Annotated in this window: 20 protein-coding genes; 10 read left to right on the top strand and 10 right to left on the bottom strand. The window is 74.6% G+C overall.

Going from position 1 to position 24,472, the window contains the following annotated elements; all coding sequences use genetic code 11:
- The first annotated feature begins 185 nt into the window (after positions 1-185).
- The gene (locus KIT14_11700; protein MCW5891200.1) at positions 186-1,271 is read left to right on the top strand and encodes a hypothetical protein; all 1,086 of its coding nucleotides are present in this window, start codon (positions 186-188) and stop codon (positions 1,269-1,271) included.
- Between the two features lie 6 nt (positions 1,272-1,277).
- Here the strand turns inward: KIT14_11700 and KIT14_11695 are convergent, their stop codons facing one another.
- Both KIT14_11695 and KIT14_11690 read right to left on the bottom strand, forming a co-directional pair.
- On the bottom strand, positions 1,278-2,759 hold the full coding sequence (locus tag KIT14_11695) for a DUF2779 domain-containing protein (GenBank protein ID MCW5891199.1): 1,482 nt from the start codon (positions 2,757-2,759) through the stop codon (positions 1,278-1,280).
- Between the two features lie 298 nt (positions 2,760-3,057).
- Positions 3,058-4,317: a hypothetical protein gene (locus tag KIT14_11690; protein MCW5891198.1), complete on the bottom strand. Its 1,260-nt coding sequence runs from the start codon at positions 4,315-4,317 to the stop codon at positions 3,058-3,060.
- A 227-nt stretch (positions 4,318-4,544) separates the two neighbouring features.
- Between KIT14_11690 and pgm the strand changes: the two genes are divergently transcribed.
- On the top strand, positions 4,545-6,206 hold the full coding sequence (gene pgm, locus KIT14_11685) for a phosphoglucomutase (alpha-D-glucose-1,6-bisphosphate-dependent) (protein ID MCW5891197.1): 1,662 nt from the start codon (positions 4,545-4,547) through the stop codon (positions 6,204-6,206).
- Positions 6,207-6,247: 41 nt separating this feature from the next.
- Here the strand turns inward: pgm and KIT14_11680 are convergent, their stop codons facing one another.
- Positions 6,248-7,090, bottom strand: a complete 843-nt coding sequence (locus tag KIT14_11680) for a class I SAM-dependent methyltransferase (GenBank protein MCW5891196.1) — start codon at positions 7,088-7,090, stop codon at positions 6,248-6,250.
- A gap of 98 nt (positions 7,091-7,188) precedes the next feature.
- On the opposite strand from KIT14_11680, the gene KIT14_11675 reads away from it, so the two are divergent.
- Genes KIT14_11675 through KIT14_11665 form a run of 3 tightly spaced genes read left to right on the top strand, consistent with a single transcriptional unit; the run spans position 7,189 to position 9,973 of the window.
- Positions 7,189-8,973 carry an acyl-CoA dehydrogenase family protein gene (locus KIT14_11675; GenBank protein MCW5891195.1) on the top strand — a complete coding sequence of 595 codons (1,785 nt, stop codon included), beginning with the start codon at positions 7,189-7,191 and terminating at the stop codon, positions 8,971-8,973.
- Positions 8,974-8,980: 7 nt separating this feature from the next.
- The gene (locus KIT14_11670; GenBank protein ID MCW5891194.1) at positions 8,981-9,169 is read left to right on the top strand and encodes an SEC-C domain-containing protein; all 189 of its coding nucleotides are present in this window, start codon (positions 8,981-8,983) and stop codon (positions 9,167-9,169) included.
- Between the two features lie 3 nt (positions 9,170-9,172).
- Positions 9,173-9,973, top strand: a complete 801-nt coding sequence (locus KIT14_11665) for a methyltransferase domain-containing protein (protein ID MCW5891193.1) — start codon at positions 9,173-9,175, stop codon at positions 9,971-9,973.
- A 15-nt stretch (positions 9,974-9,988) separates the two neighbouring features.
- Here the strand turns inward: KIT14_11665 and KIT14_11660 are convergent, their stop codons facing one another.
- Positions 9,989-11,632: an FAD-dependent monooxygenase gene (locus KIT14_11660; GenBank protein MCW5891192.1), complete on the bottom strand. Its 1,644-nt coding sequence runs from the start codon at positions 11,630-11,632 to the stop codon at positions 9,989-9,991.
- Positions 11,633-11,964: 332 nt separating this feature from the next.
- Between KIT14_11660 and KIT14_11655 the strand changes: the two genes are divergently transcribed.
- On the top strand, positions 11,965-13,509 hold the full coding sequence (locus KIT14_11655) for a serine hydrolase (GenBank protein MCW5891191.1): 1,545 nt from the start codon (positions 11,965-11,967) through the stop codon (positions 13,507-13,509).
- Between the two features lie 9 nt (positions 13,510-13,518).
- On the opposite strand, the gene KIT14_11650 is transcribed toward KIT14_11655, so the two are convergent.
- The 3 genes from KIT14_11650 to KIT14_11640 form a co-directional block, all read right to left on the bottom strand.
- Positions 13,519-13,896: a PPOX class F420-dependent oxidoreductase gene (locus tag KIT14_11650; protein ID MCW5891190.1), complete on the bottom strand. Its 378-nt coding sequence runs from the start codon at positions 13,894-13,896 to the stop codon at positions 13,519-13,521.
- 49 nt (positions 13,897-13,945) lie between these two features.
- The gene (locus KIT14_11645) at positions 13,946-14,668 is read right to left on the bottom strand and encodes a hypothetical protein (GenBank protein ID MCW5891189.1); all 723 of its coding nucleotides are present in this window, start codon (positions 14,666-14,668) and stop codon (positions 13,946-13,948) included.
- A gap of 140 nt (positions 14,669-14,808) precedes the next feature.
- Entirely contained in the window at positions 14,809-15,036 is a 228-nt protein-coding gene (locus KIT14_11640; protein MCW5891188.1) for a hypothetical protein, read from the bottom strand.
- A gap of 189 nt (positions 15,037-15,225) precedes the next feature.
- On the opposite strand from KIT14_11640, the gene KIT14_11635 reads away from it, so the two are divergent.
- From KIT14_11635 to KIT14_11625, 3 genes are read left to right on the top strand one after another with little or no spacing between them, the layout of a single operon-like run.
- On the top strand, positions 15,226-15,828 hold the full coding sequence (locus KIT14_11635; GenBank protein MCW5891187.1) for a HupE/UreJ family protein: 603 nt from the start codon (positions 15,226-15,228) through the stop codon (positions 15,826-15,828).
- Positions 15,825-18,185 (top strand): DUF3604 domain-containing protein, encoded by a 2,361-nt coding sequence (locus tag KIT14_11630; protein MCW5891186.1) that lies wholly within the window; start codon positions 15,825-15,827, stop codon positions 18,183-18,185. The genes KIT14_11635 and KIT14_11630 overlap by 4 nt, the downstream gene beginning before the upstream one ends.
- Positions 18,182-18,907: a hypothetical protein gene (locus tag KIT14_11625; protein ID MCW5891185.1), complete on the top strand. Its 726-nt coding sequence runs from the start codon at positions 18,182-18,184 to the stop codon at positions 18,905-18,907. Before KIT14_11630 ends, KIT14_11625 begins: the two co-directional genes overlap by 4 nt.
- Positions 18,908-19,137: 230 nt before the next feature.
- On the opposite strand, the gene KIT14_11620 is transcribed toward KIT14_11625, so the two are convergent.
- Entirely contained in the window at positions 19,138-21,087 is a 1,950-nt protein-coding gene (locus KIT14_11620) for a hypothetical protein (GenBank protein ID MCW5891184.1), read from the bottom strand.
- 72 nt (positions 21,088-21,159) lie between these two features.
- The gene (locus tag KIT14_11615) at positions 21,160-21,708 is read right to left on the bottom strand and encodes a nuclear transport factor 2 family protein (protein MCW5891183.1); all 549 of its coding nucleotides are present in this window, start codon (positions 21,706-21,708) and stop codon (positions 21,160-21,162) included.
- Between the two features lie 139 nt (positions 21,709-21,847).
- Between KIT14_11615 and KIT14_11610 the strand changes: the two genes are divergently transcribed.
- Positions 21,848-22,690, top strand: coding sequence for an acyltransferase family protein (locus KIT14_11610; GenBank protein MCW5891182.1), 843 nt, complete (start codon positions 21,848-21,850; stop codon positions 22,688-22,690).
- A 16-nt stretch (positions 22,691-22,706) separates the two neighbouring features.
- On the opposite strand, the gene KIT14_11605 is transcribed toward KIT14_11610, so the two are convergent.
- Positions 22,707-24,407, bottom strand: coding sequence for a cation:proton antiporter (locus tag KIT14_11605; GenBank protein ID MCW5891181.1), 1,701 nt, complete (start codon positions 24,405-24,407; stop codon positions 22,707-22,709).
- Between the last annotated feature and the right edge of the window lie 65 nt (positions 24,408-24,472).

Here is a 24,472-nt window from a genome sequence, read left to right as displayed (position 1 = left end):
CGGGTTTAAGTTAGCTCACCTATTTAATGCTTCCGAAACCCGCCCGTCGCCTGTCAAGGACGGGCTCGCGGTTGTCCTCGCAGGACGAAAAAATGGCCGGCCGGAACGAGGCACGCCGCGTCGTCGGGACGCACCTGCGGGGCAGCGTCGGTGCGCCCGCGCCGCGATGATGCTAGAGCCGCGGCGTGGCGCGTCTCGCGAACCCGGGTCTCGCGCTGCTGAGCGCGCTCGTCGCCCTGCTCGCCATCGAGGGAGCGCTGCGCCTCCTGCGGCCGTCGGCCCTGGCGCCCGAGATCCAGGCGCTCGTCTACGAACCCGACGACGACCTCGGCTACCGCTACCGCCCGAACGCCAGCGCCCGGGTCGCGCGCGGCTTCGAGATCGACACCGTCGTGCACGTCAACGGGCTCGGCTTCCACGACGTCGCGCGGTCGCTGCCGGCGACGGGCGGCCCGCGCGTGATCGCGCTCGGCGACGCGTTCACGTCGGCGAAGCACGTGCCGGTGGCGCAGGGCTGGACGCAGGCGCTGGAGGCGGCGCTGCGCGCGGCGGGACATGCCGGGGCCCAGGTGTGGAATCTCGGTCTCGACGGCACCGGGACCGACGTGCACGTCGCGCTCCTCGAGCGCTGGGTCGACCGCGTGCGCCCCGACCTCGTCGTCCTCGCCTTCTCCGCCGACGACGTGCAGGACATCGCCGAGCGGCGGACGTTCCGCGAGGACTACCGCGGCTACGTGCTGGCCTATCTCGATCCGGCGCAGCGCGACGCGCTGCGGGCGTTCGTCGACGCCAACGCCCCCGGCACCGCGAGCCGCCTCCTGTGGACGCACGTGTGGACGAGCCGCGCCTTCGCCCGGCTGTCCCCGGCCGCGGCGCTGCGGCGTACGAACTACGTGACGCCGACGCGCGTCGGCCTCCCCGCCGGCCTGGCCCGGCCCGACGCGCCGCCCCTCGAGGCGTTCGTCGGACGCCTGCACGCCATGGCCGCGCGGCATCGCTTCGCGCTGATCGTGGCGCCCGTGCCGCCGAAGCGCCATCCGCGCGGCAGCGCACGCCGGCTCGCGCGCGGCCTCGAGCCCGGCGTCCTGGCGACGCTCGACGTCGTCGACGTGCAGCCCGCGATGGCGGCGGACGTCGCCCAGCGCGGGACGTCGTGGGAGACGCTCTACTGGCGGCGCGACGATCACTTCGACGCCGACGGCTACGCGCTCTTCGGCCGCCTGCTCGCGCCGGAGATCGCGCGCCGCCTCCCAGCCCCCACGGCCGGTTGAGCCGCGTCACCCGCCGGACGGCGGCGCGCCGGCGAGCGCGCGCAGCGCCCGGTGCAGCCCGACGAGCGCCCGCGTATCGGCCGCGCAGTACGCGAGCAGATCGCGCCGCAGGCGCGCGGCGTCGCCGGCGCCGGCGCGCAGCGCGAGGAAGGCCTCGGACGCCGCGAGGCCGCCTTGCACGTCGCCGGCGTCGCCCCAGGCGACGTCCGGCGCCAGCACCGGCCCGGTGCGCTTCAGCGAGAACGACCCCGCGAACGCCGGATGATAGACGTGCGCGAGGACGATCTCGAGGAGGTCCACGAGCCGTGCGCGCAGCGCGGCCAGCGCCGCGGCGTCGGCCGGAAACGCTGCGCCGAGGCCGTCGAGCACGCGCGCCTCGTAGCCCGAGTACACGAGGATCGGCTCGTTGCCCGCCGTCGCGGCGAGCAGGCTGGCGACGAAGGCCGGGCGCGGATCGCCGGCGCCGTCCGCGAGGAAGGCCGCGTGCGCGAGCGCGCCGGCCGCATCCTCGCGGTGCAGCGACCACTGGAACGGCACGACGTCGTAGGGCCGCGTGCCCGGGAAGAGCGGCACGGCGGGCGAGATCGTCTCGAAGTCGAGGTAGCCGGCGGGCGGCGCGGCCGCGGCGAGGGCGGCCGCGAGCCCCGGCGAGGTCACCACCCGGCCCGTGCGCAGCGCCAGACGCGCACGCGCCTGCGGCCCGGTGAGCCACCAGTCGCCGGGGATGGCGCCGATGCGGGTGACGCCCGCGGCGTGCAGCGCGGCGTGCTGGTTCGCCGCCAGGCGCGGCAGGCGCATGATCCAGTCGTCGGGCATGGCCGCCGTGCAATGCGCCCAGAACGGACAGCGGTGCGGTCGCTGGCAGTGCGGCGAGGGGACGACGTCGGGCTGCACGCCCTGTCGCGTCGCGCGAATCGTGGCGAGCCGCGCCGGCACGGCGGCGGCGCGCGCACGCACGTCCTCGCCGACGTCGACCGCACGCAGGAGCCGGCCGACCGGCACCTCGTCGGCGTCGCGGATCTGCTCGCGGTCGAGGTGCAGGACCCACGCCGCCGCGACGTCGACGCCGGCGGCGTCCAGCACGTGGTGCTGGAGCGCCAGGTCGTCGAGGTGCTCGGCGCGCACCGCGGGCGCCGCCCGCACGGCCCAGAGGTCGACGCGACCGTCGGAGCGGCGGCTCAGCACATCGACGCGCACCCGCGCGCCGCCGGCCGAGACGACGCCGTCGACGATCGCCGGAACGGCCGCGGCGACCAGCAGCGCCCGCGTGCGCGCTTCGGGCTCGGCGTCGCCGACCGCGACCGCGCCGGGAAAGCGCTCGCGCGCGCGCCGGGCGATCGCCCCGCGGATCGCCCCGCCCCGCGCCGCCTCCGCGTCGGGCTGCTCCGCCGTCTCCGGTGCGTGCACATGGAGCCACACGCGCCGTGCGCACTGGAGCGCCGCCCGCCACTGCGACGCCGTCACCACCGTGGGCTCTCGGGACGCCACGCCGCTCGTGTGTAGCGCGCCCGCTTCCGGCGCGCACCCGCCGGAGACGTCGGCGCGCGGCGACCCCGCCGGATCGCCGCGCGCAGACAGGGGCCGCACAATCCGCGATCACCCCGGTGCGGTCGATGCTGCCGTCGTAGGTGAGCACGACGTCGACCGGTCCCGGGAACGGAGCCGTCAGCGCCTGCTTCTTCGACCCGACGGTGAAGCGCCACTGCCCCGGCGCGGTGGGCTTGGTCGTGAAGCTGCCCTTGGACGCTTTGTCCGGCGTCCGGCAGGAGCGCGAGGAAGCCGCCCTTCACCCGGAGCGAGCCGTTCGGGTTCGCCCCGCCGCCGGGTGGCCTTCAGCCGCAGGCGCGTCGGATTGAGGGGACCTTCCGACGGATCGCACACGTCGCCGCCGTCCTCCCCGTCGATGTTGCGCTGATCGGGGTTCGGGTCGAGCGGACAGTTGCCGTCGGGATCGCAGACGGTGTCGCCGTCGACGTCGCCTTACGCCGCCGGCGAGGCAGACGCCGCCCTGGCAGCTGTCGGGCAGCGAGCAGGCGCTGCCGCTCGTGCACACGGTGCCGTTCGGCTTCGGCACGGCGACGCAGGCTCCGGCCGGCTCGAGGCACGCACCGACGTTGCACTGGTCGCCCGCCTCCGTACAGTCGACCGGCGTGCCGGCCGTGCAGGTGCCGGCCTGACACGTCTCGCTGCCGGTGCAGATGAGACCGTCGTCGCACTCGGCGTCGGCCGAGCACGCGAGGCAGGGCGGGATGGCGCTGCGGAACGGGGTCGCGGCGACGGCGCCCACGGTCGGGTCGCAGCCGGCCGTGTTCGGGCCCGTCGCACAGCCCCACCAGTTGTCCGCGGCGTCGAGCATGCCCGACGTGATGGCGCTGCCGTCGATGCCCGTCGCGTTGCCCGCGATGGCGTCGTCACGCACCGTGCTCGCGGCCGCGTCGGCACTGACGCCGACGTCGTACGGCAGGTCGTCGTGGCCCGTGATGCGGTTGCAGGTCGCGACGTTGCCGGTGCTGTCGCCCGGCAGGCACAGCCCGAACGAGCCGCCCTGGAAGACGAGGCCGCTGACGGTCGCGCCGAACTCCGTCTGGAAGCCGGCGTCGCCCGCGGCGACGATCTCGTTGTCGCGCACCGTGACCAGGCTGTGGTTGCCCTGGAGGTATACCGTCGCGCTCTCGATCCCGGGCGAGAGGTCGTCGACGCCGTGGATCGTGAAGCCGCCGGCCGGCCCCCCGATCTCGACGCCGTTCATCCCGGGGGAGAGCCGGATCGTGCCCAGGTTCGCCGTGGGCGTCGCCGGCGGCGCGATGATCGTCGCGGCGCGTCCCGTCGTGGAGCGCAGGCTCACGCTGCGATCGATGGTGACGAACTCGGTGTACGTCCCCGGTCCGACGAGGACGACGTCGCCGCCGCCCACGCTCGCGAGCGCGATGCCCGCCCCGATCGACGCCGCGGGGACGCCGCACGAGCCGTGAATCCCGAGACTGGGGACGCAGATCACGGCGGCCGAGGCCGGCGACGCCGCCAGCACTCCGCCGAGCGCCAGCATCCCGACCCCAACCGATACGCATCAGCACACCGCATGCGAGACCCTCAACTAGAGATCTTGAGTTAAATAACTTAGACTCTAGCTGCACCCATGCAAATGCACCCCGCGTCAAAAGAGAAGATGAAATATACATGACGGTACCTCTTCGGCGCCCCCCTTTCGGCACGACCTTCGGGTCGTGCGCGCCGCACCGGGTGCAGCGCGCCGCGATTTGCTATGGAGCACCCATGACCACGACCCTGCACCCGGACGCGGGACGCCCCGCCCCGGTCGATGGACTCGTCGACGTCGCCGCGCTGATCGCCGCCTACTACCGCGAGCGTCCCGACCCGGCCGTGCCGGCCCAGCGCGTCGCGTTCGGCACCTCGGGTCATCGCGGCTCGTCCCTCCACGCGAGCTTCAACGAGGCGCACATCGTGGCGATCACGCACGCGATCTGCCTGTATCGGCGCGCCCAGGGCGTGAGCGGCCCGCTGTACCTCGGCTGGGATACGCATGCGCTCTCCGGCCCGGCCCGCCAGACGGCGCTCGAGGTGCTCGCCGGCCACGGGGTGGACGTCATGGTCGACGGCGACGACGGCCCCACACCGACGCCGGTCGGCTCGTGGGCGATCCTGGTCCACAACCGCGGCCGCGCCTCGGGGCTGGCCGACGGCATCCTGGTGACGCCGTCGCACAACCCGCCCGAATACGGCGGCTTCAAGTACAACCCGCCGCACGGCGGCCCGGCCGACTCCGAGGCGACGTCGTGGATCGAGCGCACCGCGAACGCACTGCTCGCGGAGGGCCTCGACGCCGTGCCGCGGGTCGCGTGGCCGGCGGCCGGTCGTGCCGCCACCGTGCACCCGTTCGACTACCTCGGCGGCTACACGCGCGATCTCGCGGCCGTCATCGACGTCGACGCCGTACGTGGCAGCCGGCTGCGCGTCGGCGTCGATCCGCTCGGCGGCGCCTCGGCGGCGTACTGGGGCCCGATCGCCGAGCGCCTCGGCATCCGGCTCGAGGTGACCAACCCGACGATCGATCCGACCTTCCGCTTCATGACCCTCGATTGGGACGGCGCCATCCGCATGGACCCGTCGTCACCGTACGCGATGGCGCGCCTGATCGAGCTGCGCGACCGCTACGACCTCGCCTTCGCCAACGACCCCGACGCCGACCGTCACGGTATCGTCACGCGCAGCGCCGGCCTCATGAACCCGAACCACTACCTCGCGGTGGCGATCGACTACCTGTACCGCCAGCGCCCGCGGTGGCGCGCCGACGCCGGCGTCGGCAAGACGGTGGTGTCGAGCAGCCTCATCGACCGCGTCGCGGCGCGCCTCGGCCGCCGCCTCCACGAGGTCCCCGTCGGTTTCAAGTTCTTCGTCGACGGGCTGCTCGACGGCAGCCTCGGCTTCGGCGGCGAGGAGAGCGCCGGCGCCTCGTTCCTGCGCCAGGACGGCACGGTGTGGACGACCGACAAGGACGGCCTGATCCTCGGCCTCCTCGCCGTCGAGATGACGGCCCGCACCGGCCGCGACCCGGGCGAGCTGTACGCGGCGATCACGGCGGAGCTCGGCGAGCCGGTCTACGAGCGCATCGACGCGGCCGCCAGCGCCGCGCAGCGCGCCGCCCTGAGCAAGCTGTCGGCCGATTCCCTCGCCTTGCAGGAGCTGGCCGGCCACCCGGTCACGGCGGTGCTCACGCACGCCCCCGGCGACGGCAAGGCGATCGGCGGCGTGAAGGTCGTCACCGACCAGGGCTGGTTCGCGGCCCGGCCGTCGGGAACCGAAGCGGTCTACAAGCTCTACGCCGAGAGCTTCGCCGGGCGCGACCACCTGCGCCGCATCCAGGCCGAGGCGCAGGCGGCGGTGGCGCGGGCGCTGGCAGCGGCGGGCGCGCAGTGAGCGGCGGGAGGCGGCGGGCGCGCGCCGCCTCCCGCGCCCCCTCAGCTCGCCGGCTTCACGAAGCGCAGCGTCATGCGGTCGCTCTCGCCGATCGCGACGTACTTGGCGCGGTCCTTGTCGCCGCCGCGCAGGACCGGCGGCAGCGACCACACGCCCTCGGGGTGATCGGTCGTGTCCTTCGGGTTGGCGTTGATCTCGGAGCGCGCGTCGAGCCGGAAGCCGGCCGCCTCGGCGGTGCGGATCACGAACTCCTCCGAGAGATAGCCGGTCTTGGCGGTCACCTTGGGGTCGGTCCCCGGCTTGGCGCGGTGCTGGACCACGCCGAAGACGCCGCCGGGCTTCAGCACGGCGAACGCCGCCGCATAGACGTCGGCGTCGACGCCGTCGTTCACCCAGCCGTGCGTGTTGCGGAACGTGAGCACGAGGTCGGCCGACCCGGGGGCTCCCAGGTCGCCGCCGGTGCCCTCGATCGAGGTGACGACCACCTCGCCGAACACCTCGGGCTGCGCCGCGAGGCGGTCGCGGAACTCCTTCGCGTAGCGCACGCGGTTGGGCATCGGGCTGTTCGGGTCCGTCGTCGCCGCGACCAGCTTGCCCTTGCCCCTAAGGACCGGCGCCAGCACCTCGGTGTACCAGCCGTTGCCCGGCCACAGCTCGACGACCGTCATGTTCTCGCGCAGGCCGAAGAACGTGAGCGTCTCGTAAGGATGGCGGGCGCCGTCGCGGGCGCGGTTCTCGGCCGAGCGCTGCGGTCCGGCGAGCGACGCCTGGAGCGCCGCGGCGGTGCCGTCGACCGGCGCGGCCGCCGTGGGCGCCGGCCGGGTCTTGCCGCACCCGAGGGCGGCGACGAGGACGAGGGAAAGGGCCAACGGGATCGATCGCATCCAGATGTGCTGCCCGCGGTCGCCCAGGCGCGCAATACGGTCCCGCCCTTGCCCGGTGCCGCAGTGCGGCGTAGTCGGGTCGGGCGAGGAGGTGAGACATGGGCGCTCCGGGAGGTGCGAGCTGGCTCGTGGAGCCGGTCGGGTCGACGGCCCAGTTCACGGGCGCCGACTTCAGCGAGGAGGATCTCCTCTACGCGCGTACCGCGGAGGACTTCGTGCGCGGCGAGGTGCTGCCGCTCCTCGACCGCATCGAGGCCAAGGAGGAGGGCCTCATGCCGGCGCTGCTGAAGCGCGCGGGCGAGCTCGGGCTCCTCATGGTCGACGTGCCCGAGGCGTACGGCGGGCTCGGGCTCGCGAAGACCACGTCCATGCTGGTCTCCGAGCGCAGCGCGCTCTGCGCCTCGTTCAGCGTCTCGTGGGGCGCCCACACCGGCATCGGCTCGCTACCGCTCGTCTACTACGGCAGCGACGAGCAGAAGCGCCGCTACCTGCCGAGAATGGCGACCGGCGAGTGGCTCGCCGCCTACGCGCTCACCGAGCCGCAGGCGGGTAGCGACGCGCTCGCCGCGCGCACCCGCGCGACGCTCGACGCCGACGGCACGACGTACCGCCTCACCGGCACCAAGCAGTTCATCACCAACGCCGGCTTCGCCGACATCTTCACCGTCTTCGCGAAGATCGACGGCGAGAAGTTCACCGCCTTCCTGGTCGAGCGCACGACGCCGGGGGTGAGCGTCGGCCCCGAGGAGCACAAGCTCGGCATCCGCGGCTCGTCGACGCGGCAGGTGATCCTGGAGGACGCGCCGGTGCCGGTGGCCAACGTGCTCGGCGACATCGGCAAGGGGCACAAGATCGCGTTCAACATCCTCAACATCGGCCGCTTCAAGCTCGGCGCCGGCTCGGTCGGCGCGGCCAAGGACTGCCTGTCGATCGCCCTCGCCTACGCGCGCGACCGCCATCAGCACGGCCGCGCCATCGCCAGCTTCGGCATGATCCAGCGCAAGCTCGCCGACATGGCGACGCGCATCTACGTCGCCGACAGCATGAGCTACCGGACCGCGGGGCTCATGGACGCGGCGTCGGCGGGCGTCGATCTCGCGGCGCCGGGCGCCTACCGCACGATCATCGACCAGTCGATCGAGGAGTACACGATCGAGGCGTCGGTGATGAAGGTCTTCGGCACCGAGACGCTCGACTTCGTCTCCGACGAGGCGCTGCAGATCCTCGGCGGCTACGGCTTCACCGCCGACTACCCCGTCGAGCGGCATTGGCGCGACGCGCGCATCAACCGCATCTTCGAGGGCACGAACGAGATCAATCGGCTCATCATCCCGGCGACGCTGGTGAAGAAGATCGGCCGCGGCGGCCTCCCCTACCTCGAGTTCCTCCAGCAGGTGGAGCGCGAGATCGGCGACCCCAACGCCTTCCCGGCGCCCGAGAGCGCCGGCGCGCTCGCCCGCGAGGTGCGTGCCGCCGAGGTCGCGAAGCGCATCATCGCCTACACGGCGAAGCTGCTGATCGAGCGCAGCCTCGATTCGCTGAAGGACAAGCAGCAGCACCTCGAGATCCTCGCCAACATGATCATCGACTGCTACGCCATGGACAGCGTCGTCGGCCGCTCGCTCGCGCTCCAGGAGATCGGCTCGCCGGACGACCGCGAGCTGCGCCGCATGATGACGAACGTCTTCGTCGCGTCGGCGAACGAGCGCGTCCTCGACGGCGCGCGCCGCATCCTCGTGAACGAGTTCGAGGGCGAGGAGCTGCGCCGCCACCTCGCGCTCCAGTCGATCGTCCCCCACATCCCGATCCGCACGATCGCGCAGAAGACGAGGATCAGCGAGGCACTGGTGGCCGGCGGCCTCGGACCGGTCTTCCTGCGCTGAGGTGTCGATGACCACGGTCCGGACCACGTCCCGCGACGCCCACGTCCACGGCCCCGACTGCGCGCACGAGCATCCGCCGCAGGAGCCCGTGCGGCGCGCCGAGCCCAAGGTGGGGCGCAACGATCCCTGCCCCTGCGGCAGCGGCCGCAAGCACAAGAAGTGTCACGGCGCCGCCGGCGCCGACCCGCCGCGATAGCGCGTGCCCGCCGACGTCTATACCCACGGACATCACGAGTCGGTGCTGCGCAGCCACGTCTGGCGCACCGCCGAGAACTCCGCGGCGTACCTCCTGCCGCACCTGCGCGCGGGCTTCGACCTGCTCGACGTGGGCTGCGGGCCGGGCACCATCACCGTCGACCTCGCCCGCCGCACGGCGCCCGGCCGCACCGTCGGCATCGACCGCGCCCCCGCCGTGGTCGCACAGGCGCGGGAGCACGCGACCAGCGCCGGCGTCGACGTCGTGCTGCGCGTCGGCGACGTCTACGCGCTGCCGTTCGCGGAGGCGTCGTTCGACGTGGTGCACGCCCACCAGGTGCTCCAGCACCTCACGGACCCGGTGGCGGCGCTGCGCGAGATGCGACGCGTGCTGCGGCCGTCCGGCGTCCTCGCCGCACGCGACAGCGACTACGCCCGCTTCTCGTGGGCCCCGGCCGACCCGCTTCTGGGGCGCTGGCTCGACGTCTACCGCCGGGTGGCCCGCCGCAACGGCGCCGAGCCCGACGCCGGCCCGCTGCTGAAGGCGTGGGCGCTCGCCGCCGGCTTCACGCGCGTGCGCGCCTCGAGCTCCACCTGGACCTACGCCGACGCGAAGTCGTGCGCCTGGTGGGGCGGGCTGTGGGCCGACCGCTGCGAGCTGTCCGCGTTCGCCGAGCAGGCCGTCGCGTACGGCCTCGCCAGCGAGGGCGAGCTGGCCGAGATCGCCGCCGCTTGGCGGCGCTGGGCGGCGCGACCCGACGCGTTCTTCGCCGTGCTGCACGGCGAGGTGGTCGCCTCCGGGTGAGGCCCCGCGCCGGGCTCAGCCCGCGCCGCCGCCCACCAGGTACCGCCCCAGATACGCCAGCAGCCCGTGGCCGTCGGCCGGCTGGCAGCGGAAGCCGACGTAGCCGTCGGGCCGCACGACGACGAGGGTCGCCACCGTCGCGTGCAGCCTGTCGTGGAGGCGGCCCTCGGTGTCGATCCACGTGCACACGCCCGGCGTCTCCAGCGTCGGCGCGCTGCCGGCGGGGAGGACGACGTGGGCGTCGAGCAGGTCCGGGAAGGCGCCGGCCGCGTCGGCAGCGATCGCCGCCAGGCGCGCGACGGCGTCGCGCGCGTGCGACGCGGGGATCAGGAGCAGCGCCTGCCGGCGCGCGCCGCGCAGCACCGTGAAGACCGAGGTCGCGTCGCCGTCGGGCGCCGTGAGCGGGGCGTCGCACAGGCGATCGCCGGCCGGCAGGCCGCCGCCGTGCGGCGGCCACTGCTCCCACGAGAGCGGACTCTGCCGATAGTTGATCGACAGCTCCCACCATTCGTTGCGCACCCGCTCCTGGACGGCGCCGAAGGCGCCGACGATCGGGGCGATGTGGTCCCGCAGCCAGCGTGCGATCGGGCTGCGCAGCGTGGCGATCGTCGTGAAGCGCTCGGCGTTGCGCAGGACCTGATCGCCGACGGCGCTGCGCTCGACGGAGTAGCTGCGGAGCAGCGGCTCGGTCTGGCCGCGGCCGCGCTGGATCAGGGCGAGCTTCCACGCGAGGTTGAACGCATCCTGCATGCCGGTGTTCATGCCCTGCCCGCCGGCCGGGCTGTGGATGTGCGCGGCGTCGCCGGCGAGCATCACGCGGCCGCGGCGATACTCGGCCACCTTGCGCTCGTTGATGCGGAAGTTCGTGAGCCAGATGGGATCGGACAACACCAGACCGCCGGGGCCGCGCGCATCGAGGACCGCCTGCGCATGGGCCAGCGTGACCTCCGCCTCCGGCTTCCCCGGCTGCGCGATGCCCTGATCGGCGATCAGGCGCACGCGGCGGCGATCGATCGGGAACACCGCGAGCACGCCCTCGTCGTTCCAGAAGATGCTGACCTCGTCGCGCGCGAGGTCGCCCGCGACGTGGACGTCGGCGAGCATCCAATCGCTCGGGTCCGGATGCCCGGCGAACTCCATGCCGAGCGTGTGCCGGACCGTGCTGTGGGCGCCGTCGCAGCCGACGAGCCACGGCACGACCAGCGTCTCGTCGCGGCCGTCGGGATGGCGGAGCGTCGCCTGCACGGCGTCGGCCGTCTCGACGAAGCCGGTCAGCTCGACGCCGCGCTCCACCGCCACGCCCGCGCCGGCGAGGTGCTCCGCCAGCAGCCGCTCGGTCTCGTTCTGCGGGATCATGAGCGGGAAGCCGAACGGGCTCTCCGTCCCGGTGAGATCCAGGTGCACGAGGCGCTTGCCGCCGGCGTACATGCTGCCGCCGCCGATCCTGAGCCCGGTCTGCAGGAACGCGTCGGCCAGCCCGAGGCCGTCGAGCAGCTCCATCGATCGCGTCCAGACGGCGAGTGCCTTCGACTTGTCGCTCGGCACCGGCGCCTTCTCGACGAGCCGACAGCGAACGCCGTGATGCGTGAGCGCGGCGGCGAGCGTCAGCCCGACGGGACCGGCGCCGACGACGAGCACATCGAGCGATGGTTCGACCATGGACGGCGCATAGCACAACGCGGCCGCGCAGGCCCGTCCGGGCGCACGGCGGCATGCTCAGCCGGTTCGTCGGACGCGACGCCGGGGTCGCACCGGCTCGTGGCGACGCCCGCCGTGGCCGGCGACCGCCGGGCGGCGGCGCGCCTATGGCCGGGTCCACGGCGCCGGCGACGCGGCGGTGCCATGGAGCGCCCGCACGCGTTCCCGCCGGTGCGCAGGCGCGCTACACACCGCAGCGCCCGCCCGCCGCCGCAGCGCTTCGGCCATCGCCCGCGACCGGACGCGCGCTTCCCGCTCGCATCCACGGGCATCGAGACGGTATGGAGCGCGCCATGCTTCGTCTCGTCCCGGCCGCCCTGCTCCTCGCGGCGCTGGCGGTCGCCCAGCCTGCGTCCGCCGCCTGCACCAGCAAGAAGTGCCCCGACCAGCTCGCCATCGACGACCTGCGGGCACGGATCAGCGCCCGCTGCGACTGCGCGGCCGCTGCATCGCGCCGCGCGTGGGTACGCTGCGTGAAGCAGGTGACGAACGGGGCCATCAAGTCGGGCGAGGTGCCGCGCGCGTGCGCGAAGGCCGCGCACCGCTGCGAAGCGGCGGCGACCTGCGGCCGCGGCGACGCGGTCGTCTGCTGCGAGGAGAAGCGCGGCGACGTGCGGGGCCGCATCGTCAAGAACGCCGGCCGCTGCCGCACGGGCACGGTGTGCACGGCGAATCCGACCACCGCCGACGCCTGCCGTCCCGACGCGGCCTGCGGGCCGCCGCCGCTCGACGATCCGGGCACGGCGGCGTGGGAGCCCGTGCCCACCGCTCGCGTCGCCGCCGAGTGCGGCCTCGACCCGGTCATCCTCGCCGAGGCGAACGGGGCGCTCGACCGCCCGTTCGCGGTGATCCGTCACGGCAAGCTCTGCCACGAGTACTACCCGCCGCCGCGCACCGTCGACGAGGTGAACGAGGCGTTCTCGACCACGAAGACGCTGGGCGCGCTCGTCACCGGCATCGCGGCCTGGGAGACGCGCAACCTGCCGCGGACTGGCCGCAAGACCGGCCCGATCTCGGACCTCGACCGCGTCGACCACTGGCTCGACGAGTTCACGTTCAACCCCGACGCACACCTCGCGCACGTGCTGGCGATGATCGGGCACAACGCGAACCTCGCCTACGGCCAGCGCACCTACCAGTACGACATCGTCGGCGGCGTGCAGATCAATCGCCTGAGCGACGTCGTGACCACCGCGCTCCAGCAGGATCCGGAGCGCCTCGGCACGAACCTCGAGGAGTTCACGCAGCGCTACCTCTATGCGCCGCTCGGCATGCACGCGTCGACCTGGACCAACGGCGACGCCAACAAGGTGTACGGCTTCACCTGGGAGACGACGGTGCGCGACATGGCGCGCGTCGGCCTCCTCATGCTGAACGGCGGGCTCTGGAACGGCGAGCGCATCCTGTCGTCGGAGTGGATCTACCGCATGACCCATCCCTCGTTCGAGGACACCAACTACGCCTACGGCTATCTCACCTGGCTCGCCATCGACTCCGAGGACGGCCTCTCGCAGTGCGCGCCGCCCGCGATCTACGGAACCTATCCGCACGGCCTCTCGGAGGCGCCCGACTGCGGCTTCGTGTCGGGACGCCCGTGCACGCAGCGGTACGACGCCGGCGTGTGGGCGGCGCTCGGGCTGTTCGGGCAGTTCATCATCGGCCACCGCGGGCTCGACCTCGTCCTGGTCGCGAAGGACATGGGGACGCAGGAGGACACCACCCGCCTCTGGCGCGCCGTCCGTCGCGCGCTGGTGCCGCTCGATCCGCGCTTCCAGGGCGATGAGGCGGCCTTCTGCACCGCCTACGACGCGGGCGAGTACGCCCCGGACCTGCGCTGAGCGCCGCCGTCAGGCGTCGAGCGTGATCTCGAGGATCACGCGGCGCTCGAGGCCGCCGACGAGGCGGCGGAGCAGCGTGCCGAGCCGCATCTGCCAGCCGTACTTGGCCTCGAGCGCGGCGTAGGCGCGCACCTCGCGCGCCGCATCGGCGACCAGCCGGCACGTGCCCGGGTACCACGGCCCGGAGACGGCGCCGAGCATCGAGCAGCGCGCCAGCGCGACGGCCGGGTTGCGGCGGATGCGCTTCACCTTGAACGACTCGCGCAGGGTGAACACGACGAGACGCCCATCCAGCGGCGCCGCCCAGACCGGCGTGTCGACGCCGCCGCCGTCGCGCTTCCAGCTACGCAGACTGACGTACGGGTCGGCGTCGAGGGGCGTCGGCATTGGCGTCCCTCCATGACAGCGCCCCGGCGCGGACGCCAGCGGAGCGCGGTCAGGGCTCCCCGGCGCGCCGGACGCGCCAGCGCAGCGCGACGGGATCGTCGGCCGGCGCGGCCTCGGGCTGACCGCCGTCCTCGCGGCGATCGATCCAGCGCGCGTGCGTCCAGTCGCCGAGCGCCGGCGTCGAGGCCGGATCGCGGCCGAGCGACAGCGAGAACAGCCGCACCGGCTGGCCGGGCAGCCGGACGACGAGCAGGCGCGAGCGCGTCTTCATCGCCAGCTCGACCCGTCCCACGACGACACGCTCGCCGCCGTCGTCGCGCACCTCGGTGAGCAGCGCGTCGGCCGCATTCTTGTCGGTGTTGATCTCGATGCGGACGGCGGCGCGGTCGTCGGGCACCATCGCGGCCGGCGCACGGACCTCGAACGCCAGCGTCGGCGGCAGCTCGTTCGTGTAGGTGTCGGAGAGCTGGAGCCGCAGCACGATCGCGCCGGCGACGGCCGCGACGATGCCGAGGAGCACCGCGCCGACGCGCGCGAGCGTCGCGCCCAGGGCCGCACGGCCACGGCCGACGCGCAGCACGCCCCACACCGCGAGCACCATCGCGACGAGACCGCCGAGCGGGCCCACGACGAAGGCCGCGAACATCCCGCGCGCGCCCTCGAAATCGCTCATGCCGGCGAGCCCGGCGAGCCAGACGCCGAGCGCCGCGGCGACGCCCCAGCCGACGACGGCGGCGACCAGCCCGGCGAGGGCGGCGAGCACCCAGCTCACGGCGCCATCGATGCGGCGGAGGCATGCATGCGCGAGGAGTAGCGGGGAGCCGCGCCGCGTCGCAAGGCGATAGCGGTTTCGCTGGCCCGCCGCGCGCGAACCGTGGCATGTCGCCCGTGGACGATGCGGCGGCTCGCCGGTCACGCGAAGCGTTCGAGGACGGCGCGGGGGCGGCGCGTGCGCGCCGTCGTCGCCGTCCTCCTCGCCGTCCTGCCGGCGGCCGCGCACGCCCACCCGCTGGCGCCGGCGCTGCTCGAGGTCGTGCAGCGGCCGAACGGCACCGCACGCGTCACCTGGCAGACGAGCCGTCTCCAGGTGCGCGGCGCGCGCGTGACGCCGTCGCTGCCGGCGGACTGCACGCCGCTCACGGCGCCGCGCGCCGCGCCAGCGCCAGCGCGCGCCGCACGCGCTGGAGCGTCGCCTGTCCGCCCGGCGGCCTCACGGGCGCGGAGCTCGCCGTCGCCGGGCTCGAGAGCGCGGGCCACGACGCCCTCGTGCGCGTGCGTCTCGCCGACGGCCGCCTCGTCCAACGACTACTCACCGCGGAGGAACCCCGCATGACGATTCCCGCCCGCCCGACGGCGCGCACCGTGCTCGGCGACTACGGCCGGCTCGGCGTCCGCCACATCCTGTCGGGCCCGGACCATCTGCTCTTCGTCTTCGGCCTCGTGCTGCTCGGCGGCACGCTACGCCGCGTGGCCGGCACGGTGACGGCGTTCACCCTCGGCCACAGCGTGACGCTGTCGCTGGCCGCGCTCGGGCTCGCCGACGTCCCCGCCGCGCCCGTCGAGGTGCTGATCGCGCTCAGCGTCTGGGTGCTGGCGCTCGAGGTCGCGCGGCCGCCCGCGCGGCGCGGGGCGATCGCACGCTGGCCGTGGATCGCCGCGGGCGGCTTCGGGCTGCTGCACGGGCTCGGCTTCGCCGCCGCCCTGCGCGAGGCGGGGCTGCCGTCGGGCGACGTGCCGCTGGCGCTCGTCGGCTTCAACGGCGGCGTCGAGCTGGGGCAGCTCGCGTTCGTGGTCGCGGTGCTCGCCGTCCTCGCCGCGGGGCGGCGCCTGCCCCTGCCCGCTCCCGGCTGGCTGCGCGCGGCGCCGGTCACCGCGATGGGCGCGCTCGCCACCTACTGGTGCCTCGAGCGCGTGGCGGTGCTGGTCGGATGAGGCGGCTCGCCGCCGCGCTCGTCGCCCTCGCCGTCGCGAGCCCGCTCGCGCACGCCGAGACGCCGCCCTGGTCGCGCACCGAGTCGCGTGCCGCCTGCGCCGCGCAGGCTCCGCTGCGCCGGCCGTTCTTCGGCGACCTCCACATCCACACCGCCGCGTCGGTCGACGCCTACATCTACGGCACGCGGCTCGACGCGCGGGCGGCGTACGCGTTCGCGCGCGGCGCCGAGGTGCCGGTGGCCGACGCGCAGGAGGAGCAGACGCGCACCGCCACCATCGACCGGCCGCTCGACTTCGCCGCGGTCACCGACCACGCCGAGTTCTTCGGCGAGGTGGCCGTCTGCCACGCGCCGGGCTCGCCGGCGGCGTCGCAGCTCCTGTGCACGAACCTCGAGCTGCACGAGCCCGACCAGGACGCCCGCTTCCTCACCCAGATCGGCTGGATGTTCCCGCTCGGCATCCCGCCGCCGGCGCCCGCGCTCGCGGTCTGCAACGTCCCCGGCGTCGACTGCGACGCAGCCGCCGTGTCGGTGTGGCAGCAGATGCAGGCCGCGGCCGAGGAGGCCTACGACCGCACCGACGCCTGCGCCTTCACGACCTTCGTCGGCTACGAGTACACGGCGGCGCCGATCGGACGGCACCTCCACCGCAACGTCGTCTTCCGCAACGCCCAGGTGCCGCCGGCGGCGGCGAGCTACATCGAGACCGCCACGGGCGGCATCCCGCAGGGCGTCTGGACGGCGATCGAGAACGAGTGCCTCGGCGCGGGCACGGGCTGCGACGCGGTCATCATCCCGCACAACCCGAATCTCAGCGACGGCGAGCAGTGGCTCGATCCCGTCGACGCCGCCGAGGCGCTGCGCCGCCAGCGCATCGAGCCGCTGGCGGAGATCCACCAGCAGAAGGGCAACTCCGAGTGCCGCTTCGACCGCCTCGCGGGCGCCGGCGCCGACACCGCCGACGAGCTGTGCACGTTCGAGGTCGAGCCGCGCGGCTCGCAGATCCCGAACCAGGGCGTCCCGCCGATCGCCGAGTACCCGCGCCGCAACATGATCCGCAACGCCCTGAAGGACGGCCTCGCGCTCGAGGACGCGCTCGGCGCGAACCCGTTCCGCCTGGGCTTCGTCGGCTCGACCGACACCCACAACGCCACCGGCGGCAACACCGCCGAGGACGGCTGGGAGGGCGGCGAGGCCGCCAACGACGCCTCGCCCGAGCTGAAGCTCTCCGACCAGCTGCGCACCAACCCCGGCGGCCTCACCGGCGTGTGGGCCGAGGAGAACTCGCGCGACGCGCTCTTCTCGGCGCTGAAGCGGCGCGAGACGTTCGCCACCAGCGGCGGGCGTCCCGTCGTGCGCTTCTTCGCCGGCAGCTACCCCGACGCCTCCTGCGACGACCCCGACCTCGTGCGCACCGGCTACGCCGCCGGCACGCCGATGGGCGGCGAGCTCGGCGCCGTGCGCGGCGCGCGCAGCCCGCACTTCCTCGCCTGGGCGGCGAAGGATCCCGCCGGCGTCGATCTCGAGCGCGTGCAGATCGTGAAGGGCTGGGTCGACGCCGCCGGCACGACGCACGAGCGCGTCTACGACGTCGCCGGCCCGGTCGGCGACGGCCCGGCCGTCGATCCCGCGACCTGTGCACCGGCCGGCGCCGGCGCCGCCGAGCTCTGCGCACGCTGGGAAGACCCCGAGTTCGACCCGCAGCAGCGCGCCTTCTACTACGCCCGCGTGCTCGAGCGGCCGAGCTGCCGCTGGAGCACGCGCCTGTGCCTCGAACGGGGCGTCGACCCGTTCGCGGCCGACTGCGCGGCGCAGGCAGCGGGCAAGGATCCGGCGTTCGCGTCGTGCTGCCTCGGCGAGGCGAACGACGCGTTCCTCTCGCCGCTCATCCGCGAGCGCGCCTGGACGTCGCCGATCTGGTACCAGCCCGACGGCGTCGGCCGCGTCCAGGGCACGCTGCGCTTCGGCAAGCGCACGGGGAAGGATCGGCTCGACCTGCGCCTGCACCTCGCCCGCGTGCCCGCGGCGCTCGATCCCGCCGGCGCGACACTCACCGTGACCCTCACCGACGACGACGAGATCTGGCGCGCGGAGCTGCCCGCCGGCACGCTGCGCGCCCGCGGGCGCGGCCGCTTCGTGCTGCGCGGCCGGGGGCCGGGCGGCCTCGTCGCCGCGACGCTGGCCCGCAAGCGCGACGGCAGCGCCGTGCTGCGCCTGCGCACGGGGCGTCTCGACCTGGCGCGCGCCGACCGCAGCGAGCATGCAGTGACCATCGCGCTCGCCGCCGGCGTCTGGCGCGCCGAGGTGCCGCGACGCTGGACCGCCGGCCGCCAGCGCCTCCGGACGGCGACGCCGTGAGACGTCTCGTCGGTTCGCCGGCGCTGCGCTTCCTCGTCCTGGGCGGCGCGCTGTGGCTCGCCCGCGACGTGGTGTTCCCCGCGCCGGCGCCGACGATCGTCTTCGACGCCGCCGAGGTCGCGCGCCTGCGTCGCGCCTGGACGGCCGCGCACGGCGCCGTGCCCGACGAGGACGCCATGCTCGACCAGGCGATCGACGACGAGGTGCTCTACCGCGAGGCGGTCGAGCGCGCGCTCGACCGCACGCAGCCGATCGTGCGCGACCGCCTCGCGCGCCTGGCCGCGTTCGTCGACGGCGGGCCGATCGAGGACGAGGACGCGCTCGCCGCCACCGCCCGCGCGCTCGACCTCGAGCGCCGCGACCTCGTCGTGCGGCGCCATCTGGTGCGCACCATGCGCCTCGCGCTGGGCCACCTCGGCGCCGCCGACGTGCCGGACGAGGCCGCGCTCGCCGCCTGGTACGCGGCGCACGCCGACGCCTTCCGCGAGCCGCCGCGCCTGCGCCTCACCCACGTCTACCTGCGCCGCGGCGAGGCGGCCGCCGCACCGGCGCTGCTCGAGCGCCTCGCGCCGCGACGCCGTGCCCCCGGCCGAGGCCGCGGCGCTGGGACGCCGCTCCCGCAGGGCGCGTCGCTCGGCCCGGGCTCGACGCCGACGCGCTCGCGCGCGTCCTCGGGCCGGCCTTCGCGCGCGACGCCGCGGCGCTGGCCGGTCGGGACCTGAGCGGACCCGTCGCGTCGCCTACGGCGTCCACCTGGTGTGGATCGCCGAGCGCCTCCCGGGCGGCTCCGCCGCCGCTCGACGCGGTCCGCGGCCGCGTCGCGCACGCGGTGCTCGCGGAACGCCGCGAGGCCCGCACGCGCGAGCGCCTCGCCGCGCTGCGGGCGCGCTACGCGGTACGCGTCGAGGCCGACGCCACGCCGGGATCGTAGCGCCGCGTCGCGCGCGCGGCCTCAGGGCGTGCCCTTGCCCTTGTAGAGGCCGGCGGCGTTCTTCTGCGTGGTCGCCGCCGTGAAGCGGGCGCCGAAGCAGGCGCCGCTCTCGCCCTGGAGCTGCACACGCAGCGGCAGCGCGAAGCCGGGCGCCGGCATGCCGTCGGGCCGCTGTGCCAGCGCCGAGCCCTTGCCCTTCAGCAGCACGGCGGCCTTCCCCGGCGCACCGGTCCTGAGCGCCAGGCTGACGAGGCCGTCGCCGATGCCCGTGCGGTTCTTGAACCGGAAGCCCCTCGAGCCGGTCGGCATCCAGCACGGGTCGGTGCCGCACGCACCGGGCGGCGCCGCCGCGGTGAAGAGCACCTTCGGCTTCGCGCCCGACTCGTCGTAGACGCACAGGGTGTAGCGCTCGTCGACGGTGGGCAGCCCGAGGTCGGCGAGCGCGACGCCGCCGCCGCCCTTCCACTTGAAGACGAGCGTCGGCGGGCGGCTCGAGATCACCGGCAGGCGGCGCGCGAGCAGCGATACCTTGTTGCTCGTCGGCGCCTCGCACACCGGGCGCGGCGCGGCGACGCAGCCGTCCTGCGGGTCGCAGCCACGGCACGCGCCGCACTCGAGCGGCGGGCCGCTGCACGTCCCGCCCGTACAGGTGTCGACCGTGGTGCAGGCGCTGCCGTCGTCGCACGACGTGCCGTCGGGCACGACGACGCAGCCGGCGACGGTGTCGCAGCTCTCGCAGGTCCCGCAGACCTCGGGGGCGCCGCCCCCGCAGGTGCCGGCGGTGCAGGTCTCGCCGACGTTGCAGGCGTCGCCGTCGTCGCAGCTCGTGCCGTCGGCGACCGGCACGCAGCCGACCTCGACGTCGCACGTCTCACACTGGCCGCACTCCTCGCCCGGACCGCCGACGCAGACGCCCGCGCTACAGGTGTCGTCGACCGTGCACGCGTTGCCGTCGTCGCAGCTGGTGCCGTCGGGGACGACGAAGCCGCCGCACGAAGAGCCGGTGCAGACGTCGTCGTCGGTGCAGGGGTTGCCGTCGTCACAGGCCGCACCGTCGGGAAGCGCGGCGCAGGGGTTCTGGCGCGTGCCCGTGAGCGTGGTCGGAAGGCCGTCGCAGGCGAACGGGTCGGCGAGCGCGAGCAAGCCGTTGCCGGTGTAGCTGGTGGCGTCCGCGACGCCCGCGAAGGGGATGCGCTGCTCGGGGCAGATCGGGTTGCCGAAGGGCATCGACGCGTCGAACGCGCCGCTCGCGGTGTCGATCGTGCCGACGTAGCGCAGGCCGCCGGCGCGCACGACGAGGATGCCGTCCCGCTGCTCGACGTCGTAGTCGAGCACGGCCGGCGGGTCGACGCCGGTGTCCTCGGACGAGGTCCAGACCCCGTTCATGTCGACGCACGCCGGCACCGGCGCGCCGCCGCCGCAGAGGCCGGCCTGGCAGGTGGTGCCGGTCGTGCAGTCGCGACGGTCGTCACAGGCGGCGCCGTCGCCGAGCGGCGTGCAGACCGACGGCGCACCGGTGCACGTCCAGCACGGCTCGACGCGGCAGGTGGCGTCGCAGCCGTCGCCCGGCGCCGCGTTCTCGTCGTCACACTCGCAGCGCGCGAGCGTCAGGCGGGAGGCTTCGGTGTGGTCGGGATGCGAGCACGCGACCGTGAGCTGGCCGTCGATCAGCGTCTCGCCGGGCAGCACGAGGCCGTCCCATCGGACGAGGCACGGGTGCCCGCCGGCGTCGAGCGTGAACGCCCCGGCGACGCTGCCCGTGAACGTCGCCGGCTCGCCGGCGACGTCGATGGTCAGCGTGACGTGGCCGCCGCCCGCGTCGACGATCACGTGCTGCTCGAGCGCCGGCGCCTGCAGGCGGCGCCAGGTCCCGTCGACCGCAGCATTCGCGGTGGTGGCGAGAAGGCCTGCCACGAGGACGAGCAGGCTCCGTGCGATCGTTCCGAGCTGCGCGCGCACCCCCCGAATCATGGGCGGGGTGGATACGATCCGGGCGTCGCGGAAGTCAAAGAAAAAAGTGCCGAAACGCCATCATAGGACGCTTCACCGGTCGCCGGACCGCAAGCTCGACCGCGGAAGCCTGGTCAGATGCTCAGGGACGGGAAGCTCGCTGCGGCCCCCCGTTCCCCACCAGCTCGCGGTGAGCAGATGCGGGCCCGGGGTGCTGCGCACCCACATCTCCTCGAAGGTGCGCTTGTACGCGGTGCGGGCGATGAGCCAGCGCCCGTCCGCCCCCTTCGCGTAGTCGTCGGTGTAGAAGGCGGCGCCGCGCAGCGCGAAGTCGCGGGTGGCGTCGATGACGACGTCCTCGAGCGCCCACACGCCGGTGGCCGTCGCCGGGCCCGTGAGGTCGATCTCGGGATGGTGGACGCGGTGGCTCGAAAGGAAGCTCTCCGCGCCCATCGCCTGGCGGAAGAACTCGAGGATCGCGGCGCGGCCCTCGAAGGCGTACTTGCCGCCGCTGTACGAGGCGATCGCGTCGTCGGTGAGGCAGTCGGCCATCTCGTCCCAGAGCTTCTGGTCGAGGCAGCGCATGTAGCGGTACTTGAGGCGCTTGATCAGCTCGATCTCGACGAGGTCGGCGGGCGTCATGGGGCGGGGGTAGCGGGCGCGCCGGCCGGCGGTCAAGGCGCGCCTTGCAAGCAGGGTGCAGAAAGGGCGACGCCGGCGAGACGGAAGTCGCGGCGCATCGGGGCGCGGCGCTGGCGCGATTTCTGCTGCGGGCAGCGCCATGCCACGCGCGATGCCGGCGGCGCCGGCGACGGCTCCGACCCCGGCTCGCGTCTCCACCCGCGACGACCTGCGCGCTCGCCTCGTACGGGCGCGGGCGAACGAGCGCGTGCCGCCGGAGCGCTACGGCTTCGATCTCGCCGCCGCCACGCGCCTCTACCGCGTCACGACGTTCCTCCACCGGCGCTGGTTCCGCACCGTCTGCCACGGCATCGAGCAGCTACCGCGCGGGCGCGTCATGCTGGTCGCCAACCACGCCTCGCACGCGCTGGCGTGGGACGGCGCGAACATCCTCTCCGCCTGCCTTCTCGACGCCGAGCCGCCGCGGCTCGTGCACGCGATGGCGGACCATCGCCTGATGCAGCTGCCGATCCTCGGCAGCTCGGCGCGGCGCATCGGCGCGGTCGACGGCAACCGCGCCACCTGCATCCGCCTCCTGCGCGACGGCGGCGCCGTGCTGGTGTTCCCCGAGGGCGCGCGTGCCCACGACCGTCGCTTCCGCGACCGCTACCGGCTGGCGCCGTTCGGCTCGGGCTTCCTGCGCGTCGCGATGCTGGCGCGCGCGCCGATCGTGCCCGTCGCCGTGGTGGGCGGCGAGGAGGAGGCGCCGCTGCTCGCCAACCCGGGCTGGCTGAAGCGCCTGGTCGGTACGCACGCGGCGCCGATCACGCCGACGCTCGTCCTGCCCCTGCCCGTGCGCTACCGCCTGCACTTCGGCGCGCCGATCCGCCTGCACGGGCCCTGCAACACCTCCACGGTCGCCGCCGGCGTCCGCCGCGTGCGCGAGGCGCTGTGCGCGCTGCTCGCACGCGGTCTCGCCGCACGCCGCCGCGTCTTCTGGTGACGTGCGGGGCGGGCGGTCAGGCGACCGGCGGCCGCAGCGGCGTGCGCAGCGACAGGGCCGCGAGCGGGAAGATCAGCACCGACAGGATGCCGGCGCCGACCAGCGCCGCGGCGTTCTCCGGCAGCATGCGACCCGTCGCCTTGCCGAGCTCGGCGATGACGACGATGAGCGGCAGGCTGGTCGCCGAGAAGAGCGCCAGCACGAGGCGCTCGCGCGCGCCGAGCTCGCGGCGGTAGAGCAGCGCCGGCAGGCCGCGCACGACGAGCAGCAGCGCCAGGAACAGCGGCACGCGCACGAGGCTCTCGGAGCTGGCGAAGAGCGCGCGCAGGTCGACCTGGGTGCCGCTCACGACGAAGAAGATCGGGATCAGGAAGCCGAACCCGAGCGCGTCGAGCTTCTGCCGGAACGGGCCGGCGCCGGGCCCGCGCGCGAGCAGGCCGACGACGCTGCCCGCCGCGAACGCGCCGAGCAGGATGTCGAGCCCGAGCAGGTCGGCGAGCACCACGAGGCCGCCGAGAAGGAACATCGACAGGCGGATCGGCAGCTGGCTCGTGCTCTGGAGCGTGCGCGCGAAGAGCCCGACCTTGAGCGGCGGCCCGAGCCGCAGCGCGACGGCGGCGCACGCGAGCGCGATGAACACGAACGTGGCCATCAGCCCCGAGCGCACGGCCACCCCGTCGTCGCCGGTGATGACGAGCGAGAAGAGCAGGATCGGGCCGAACTCGCCGAGCGCGCCCGCGCCGAGGACGAAGCGCCCGAACGGGGTGCCGAGCTCGCCCGCGTCGCGCAGGATCGGCAGCAGCGTGCCGATCGCCGTGGTGCCGAGCGCGATCGCCACCAGCACCTGGTCCGAGACGACGCCCGCGAGCCGCAGCGCGTGCGTCAGCCCGAGCGCGAGCGCCAGCGACGCCGCCCAGCCGGCGAGCCCGAGCTGGAGCGGCCGCCCGCGCAGCTCGTGGAAGTCGAGGTCCATGCCCGCGAGGAAGAACAGGAACGAGAGCCCGAGCGCCGCGAGCGCACGCAGGATGCCCTCGTTGGCGACGAGGTCGAGCACCTGCGGGCCGACGACGATGCCGAAGACGAGCTCGAGCACGACGAGCGGCAGGCGGAGCCGGATCGGCAGCTCGTTGAAGAGCGGCGCGACGGCGGCCACGAGCAGCACCACCAAGAGGGCGTGCGGATGCGTCTCGGCCACGCTCAGAAGGGGTCGTAGGTCGTGGGCGGCGGCGCGTGCGGCTGCGGCGCCGTCGACGGCGTGACGGTCGGGGTGGGTGGCGCCGGGGCGGGCGGCGCGTCCGCACGGCGTCCGCGCCGGGCGCGGCGTCGGCCGCCGGTGCAGGTGCGGCCGGGGCCGTGGGTACGTGCCGTGGGCGGCGCTGGCGCGGCCCGGCGGCGCCGCGCCCGCGGCCGGCAGGCGCCAGACGAGCTGCCTGCCGTCGACCCAGCCGTCGAGCCCGTCGCGATCGGCGACGACGTGCGCGTAGCCGTGCCGCAGCTCGGTGCGGAGGACGCGTGCGTGCAGCGGCAGCCGCCCGACCACCGGCGACGTGCCCGCCGGATCGGCGTAGACGGCGAGGCCGTCGACCGCCGCGTAGTAGACCTGCCCGTCGGCCGGGTTCGCGTCGCCGCCGAGCCAGCCGGGTAGCCGCGTGCTCGCGCAGCCCGCGAGCACGAGCGCCGCCGCCATCGTTCCCACGCCGAGGCGTATCCACCGCATTGCCGGGCGCGAGTCTGCTCCGCCGCCGTGTCCGTGTCGAACCGCGCGCAGGAGGGATTGCGCCC

Source organism: bacterium (assembly GCA_026129405.1).
Taxonomy (GTDB): domain Bacteria; phylum Desulfobacterota; class Binatia; order DP-6; family DP-6; genus JAHCID01.
This window is presented reverse-complemented; position numbering and strand designations above follow the sequence as displayed.

What these genes read in the sequence shown, in the direction of transcription:
- KIT14_11690 (MCW5891198.1), bottom strand. Translation starts at nt 4,317, where the DNA reads ATGCTGGCGCTCGGCGGAGTGCTGGCGGCGTCGCCGGCCTCGGCCGCC.
- pgm (MCW5891197.1), top strand. Translation starts at nt 4,545, where the DNA reads ATGACCACGACCCTGCACCCGGACGCGGGACGCCCCGCCCCGGTCGAT.
- KIT14_11680 (MCW5891196.1), bottom strand. Translation starts at nt 7,090, where the DNA reads ATGCGATCGATCCCGTTGGCCCTTTCCCTCGTCCTCGTCGCCGCCCTC.
- KIT14_11675 (MCW5891195.1), top strand. Translation starts at nt 7,189, where the DNA reads ATGGGCGCTCCGGGAGGTGCGAGCTGGCTCGTGGAGCCGGTCGGGTCG.
- KIT14_11670 (MCW5891194.1), top strand. Translation starts at nt 8,981, where the DNA reads ATGACCACGGTCCGGACCACGTCCCGCGACGCCCACGTCCACGGCCCC.
- KIT14_11660 (MCW5891192.1), bottom strand. Translation starts at nt 11,632, where the DNA reads ATGGTCGAACCATCGCTCGATGTGCTCGTCGTCGGCGCCGGTCCCGTC.
- KIT14_11655 (MCW5891191.1), top strand. Translation starts at nt 11,965, where the DNA reads ATGCTTCGTCTCGTCCCGGCCGCCCTGCTCCTCGCGGCGCTGGCGGTC.
- KIT14_11650 (MCW5891190.1), bottom strand. Translation starts at nt 13,896, where the DNA reads ATGCCGACGCCCCTCGACGCCGACCCGTACGTCAGTCTGCGTAGCTGG.
- KIT14_11635 (MCW5891187.1), top strand. Translation starts at nt 15,226, where the DNA reads ATGACGATTCCCGCCCGCCCGACGGCGCGCACCGTGCTCGGCGACTAC.
- KIT14_11630 (MCW5891186.1), top strand. Translation starts at nt 15,825, where the DNA reads ATGAGGCGGCTCGCCGCCGCGCTCGTCGCCCTCGCCGTCGCGAGCCCG.
- KIT14_11620 (MCW5891184.1), bottom strand. Translation starts at nt 21,087, where the DNA reads ATGATTCGGGGGGTGCGCGCGCAGCTCGGAACGATCGCACGGAGCCTG.
- KIT14_11615 (MCW5891183.1), bottom strand. Translation starts at nt 21,708, where the DNA reads ATGACGCCCGCCGACCTCGTCGAGATCGAGCTGATCAAGCGCCTCAAG.
- KIT14_11610 (MCW5891182.1), top strand. Translation starts at nt 21,848, where the DNA reads ATGCCACGCGCGATGCCGGCGGCGCCGGCGACGGCTCCGACCCCGGCT.
- KIT14_11605 (MCW5891181.1), bottom strand. Translation starts at nt 24,407, where the DNA reads ATGCGGTGGATACGCCTCGGCGTGGGAACGATGGCGGCGGCGCTCGTG.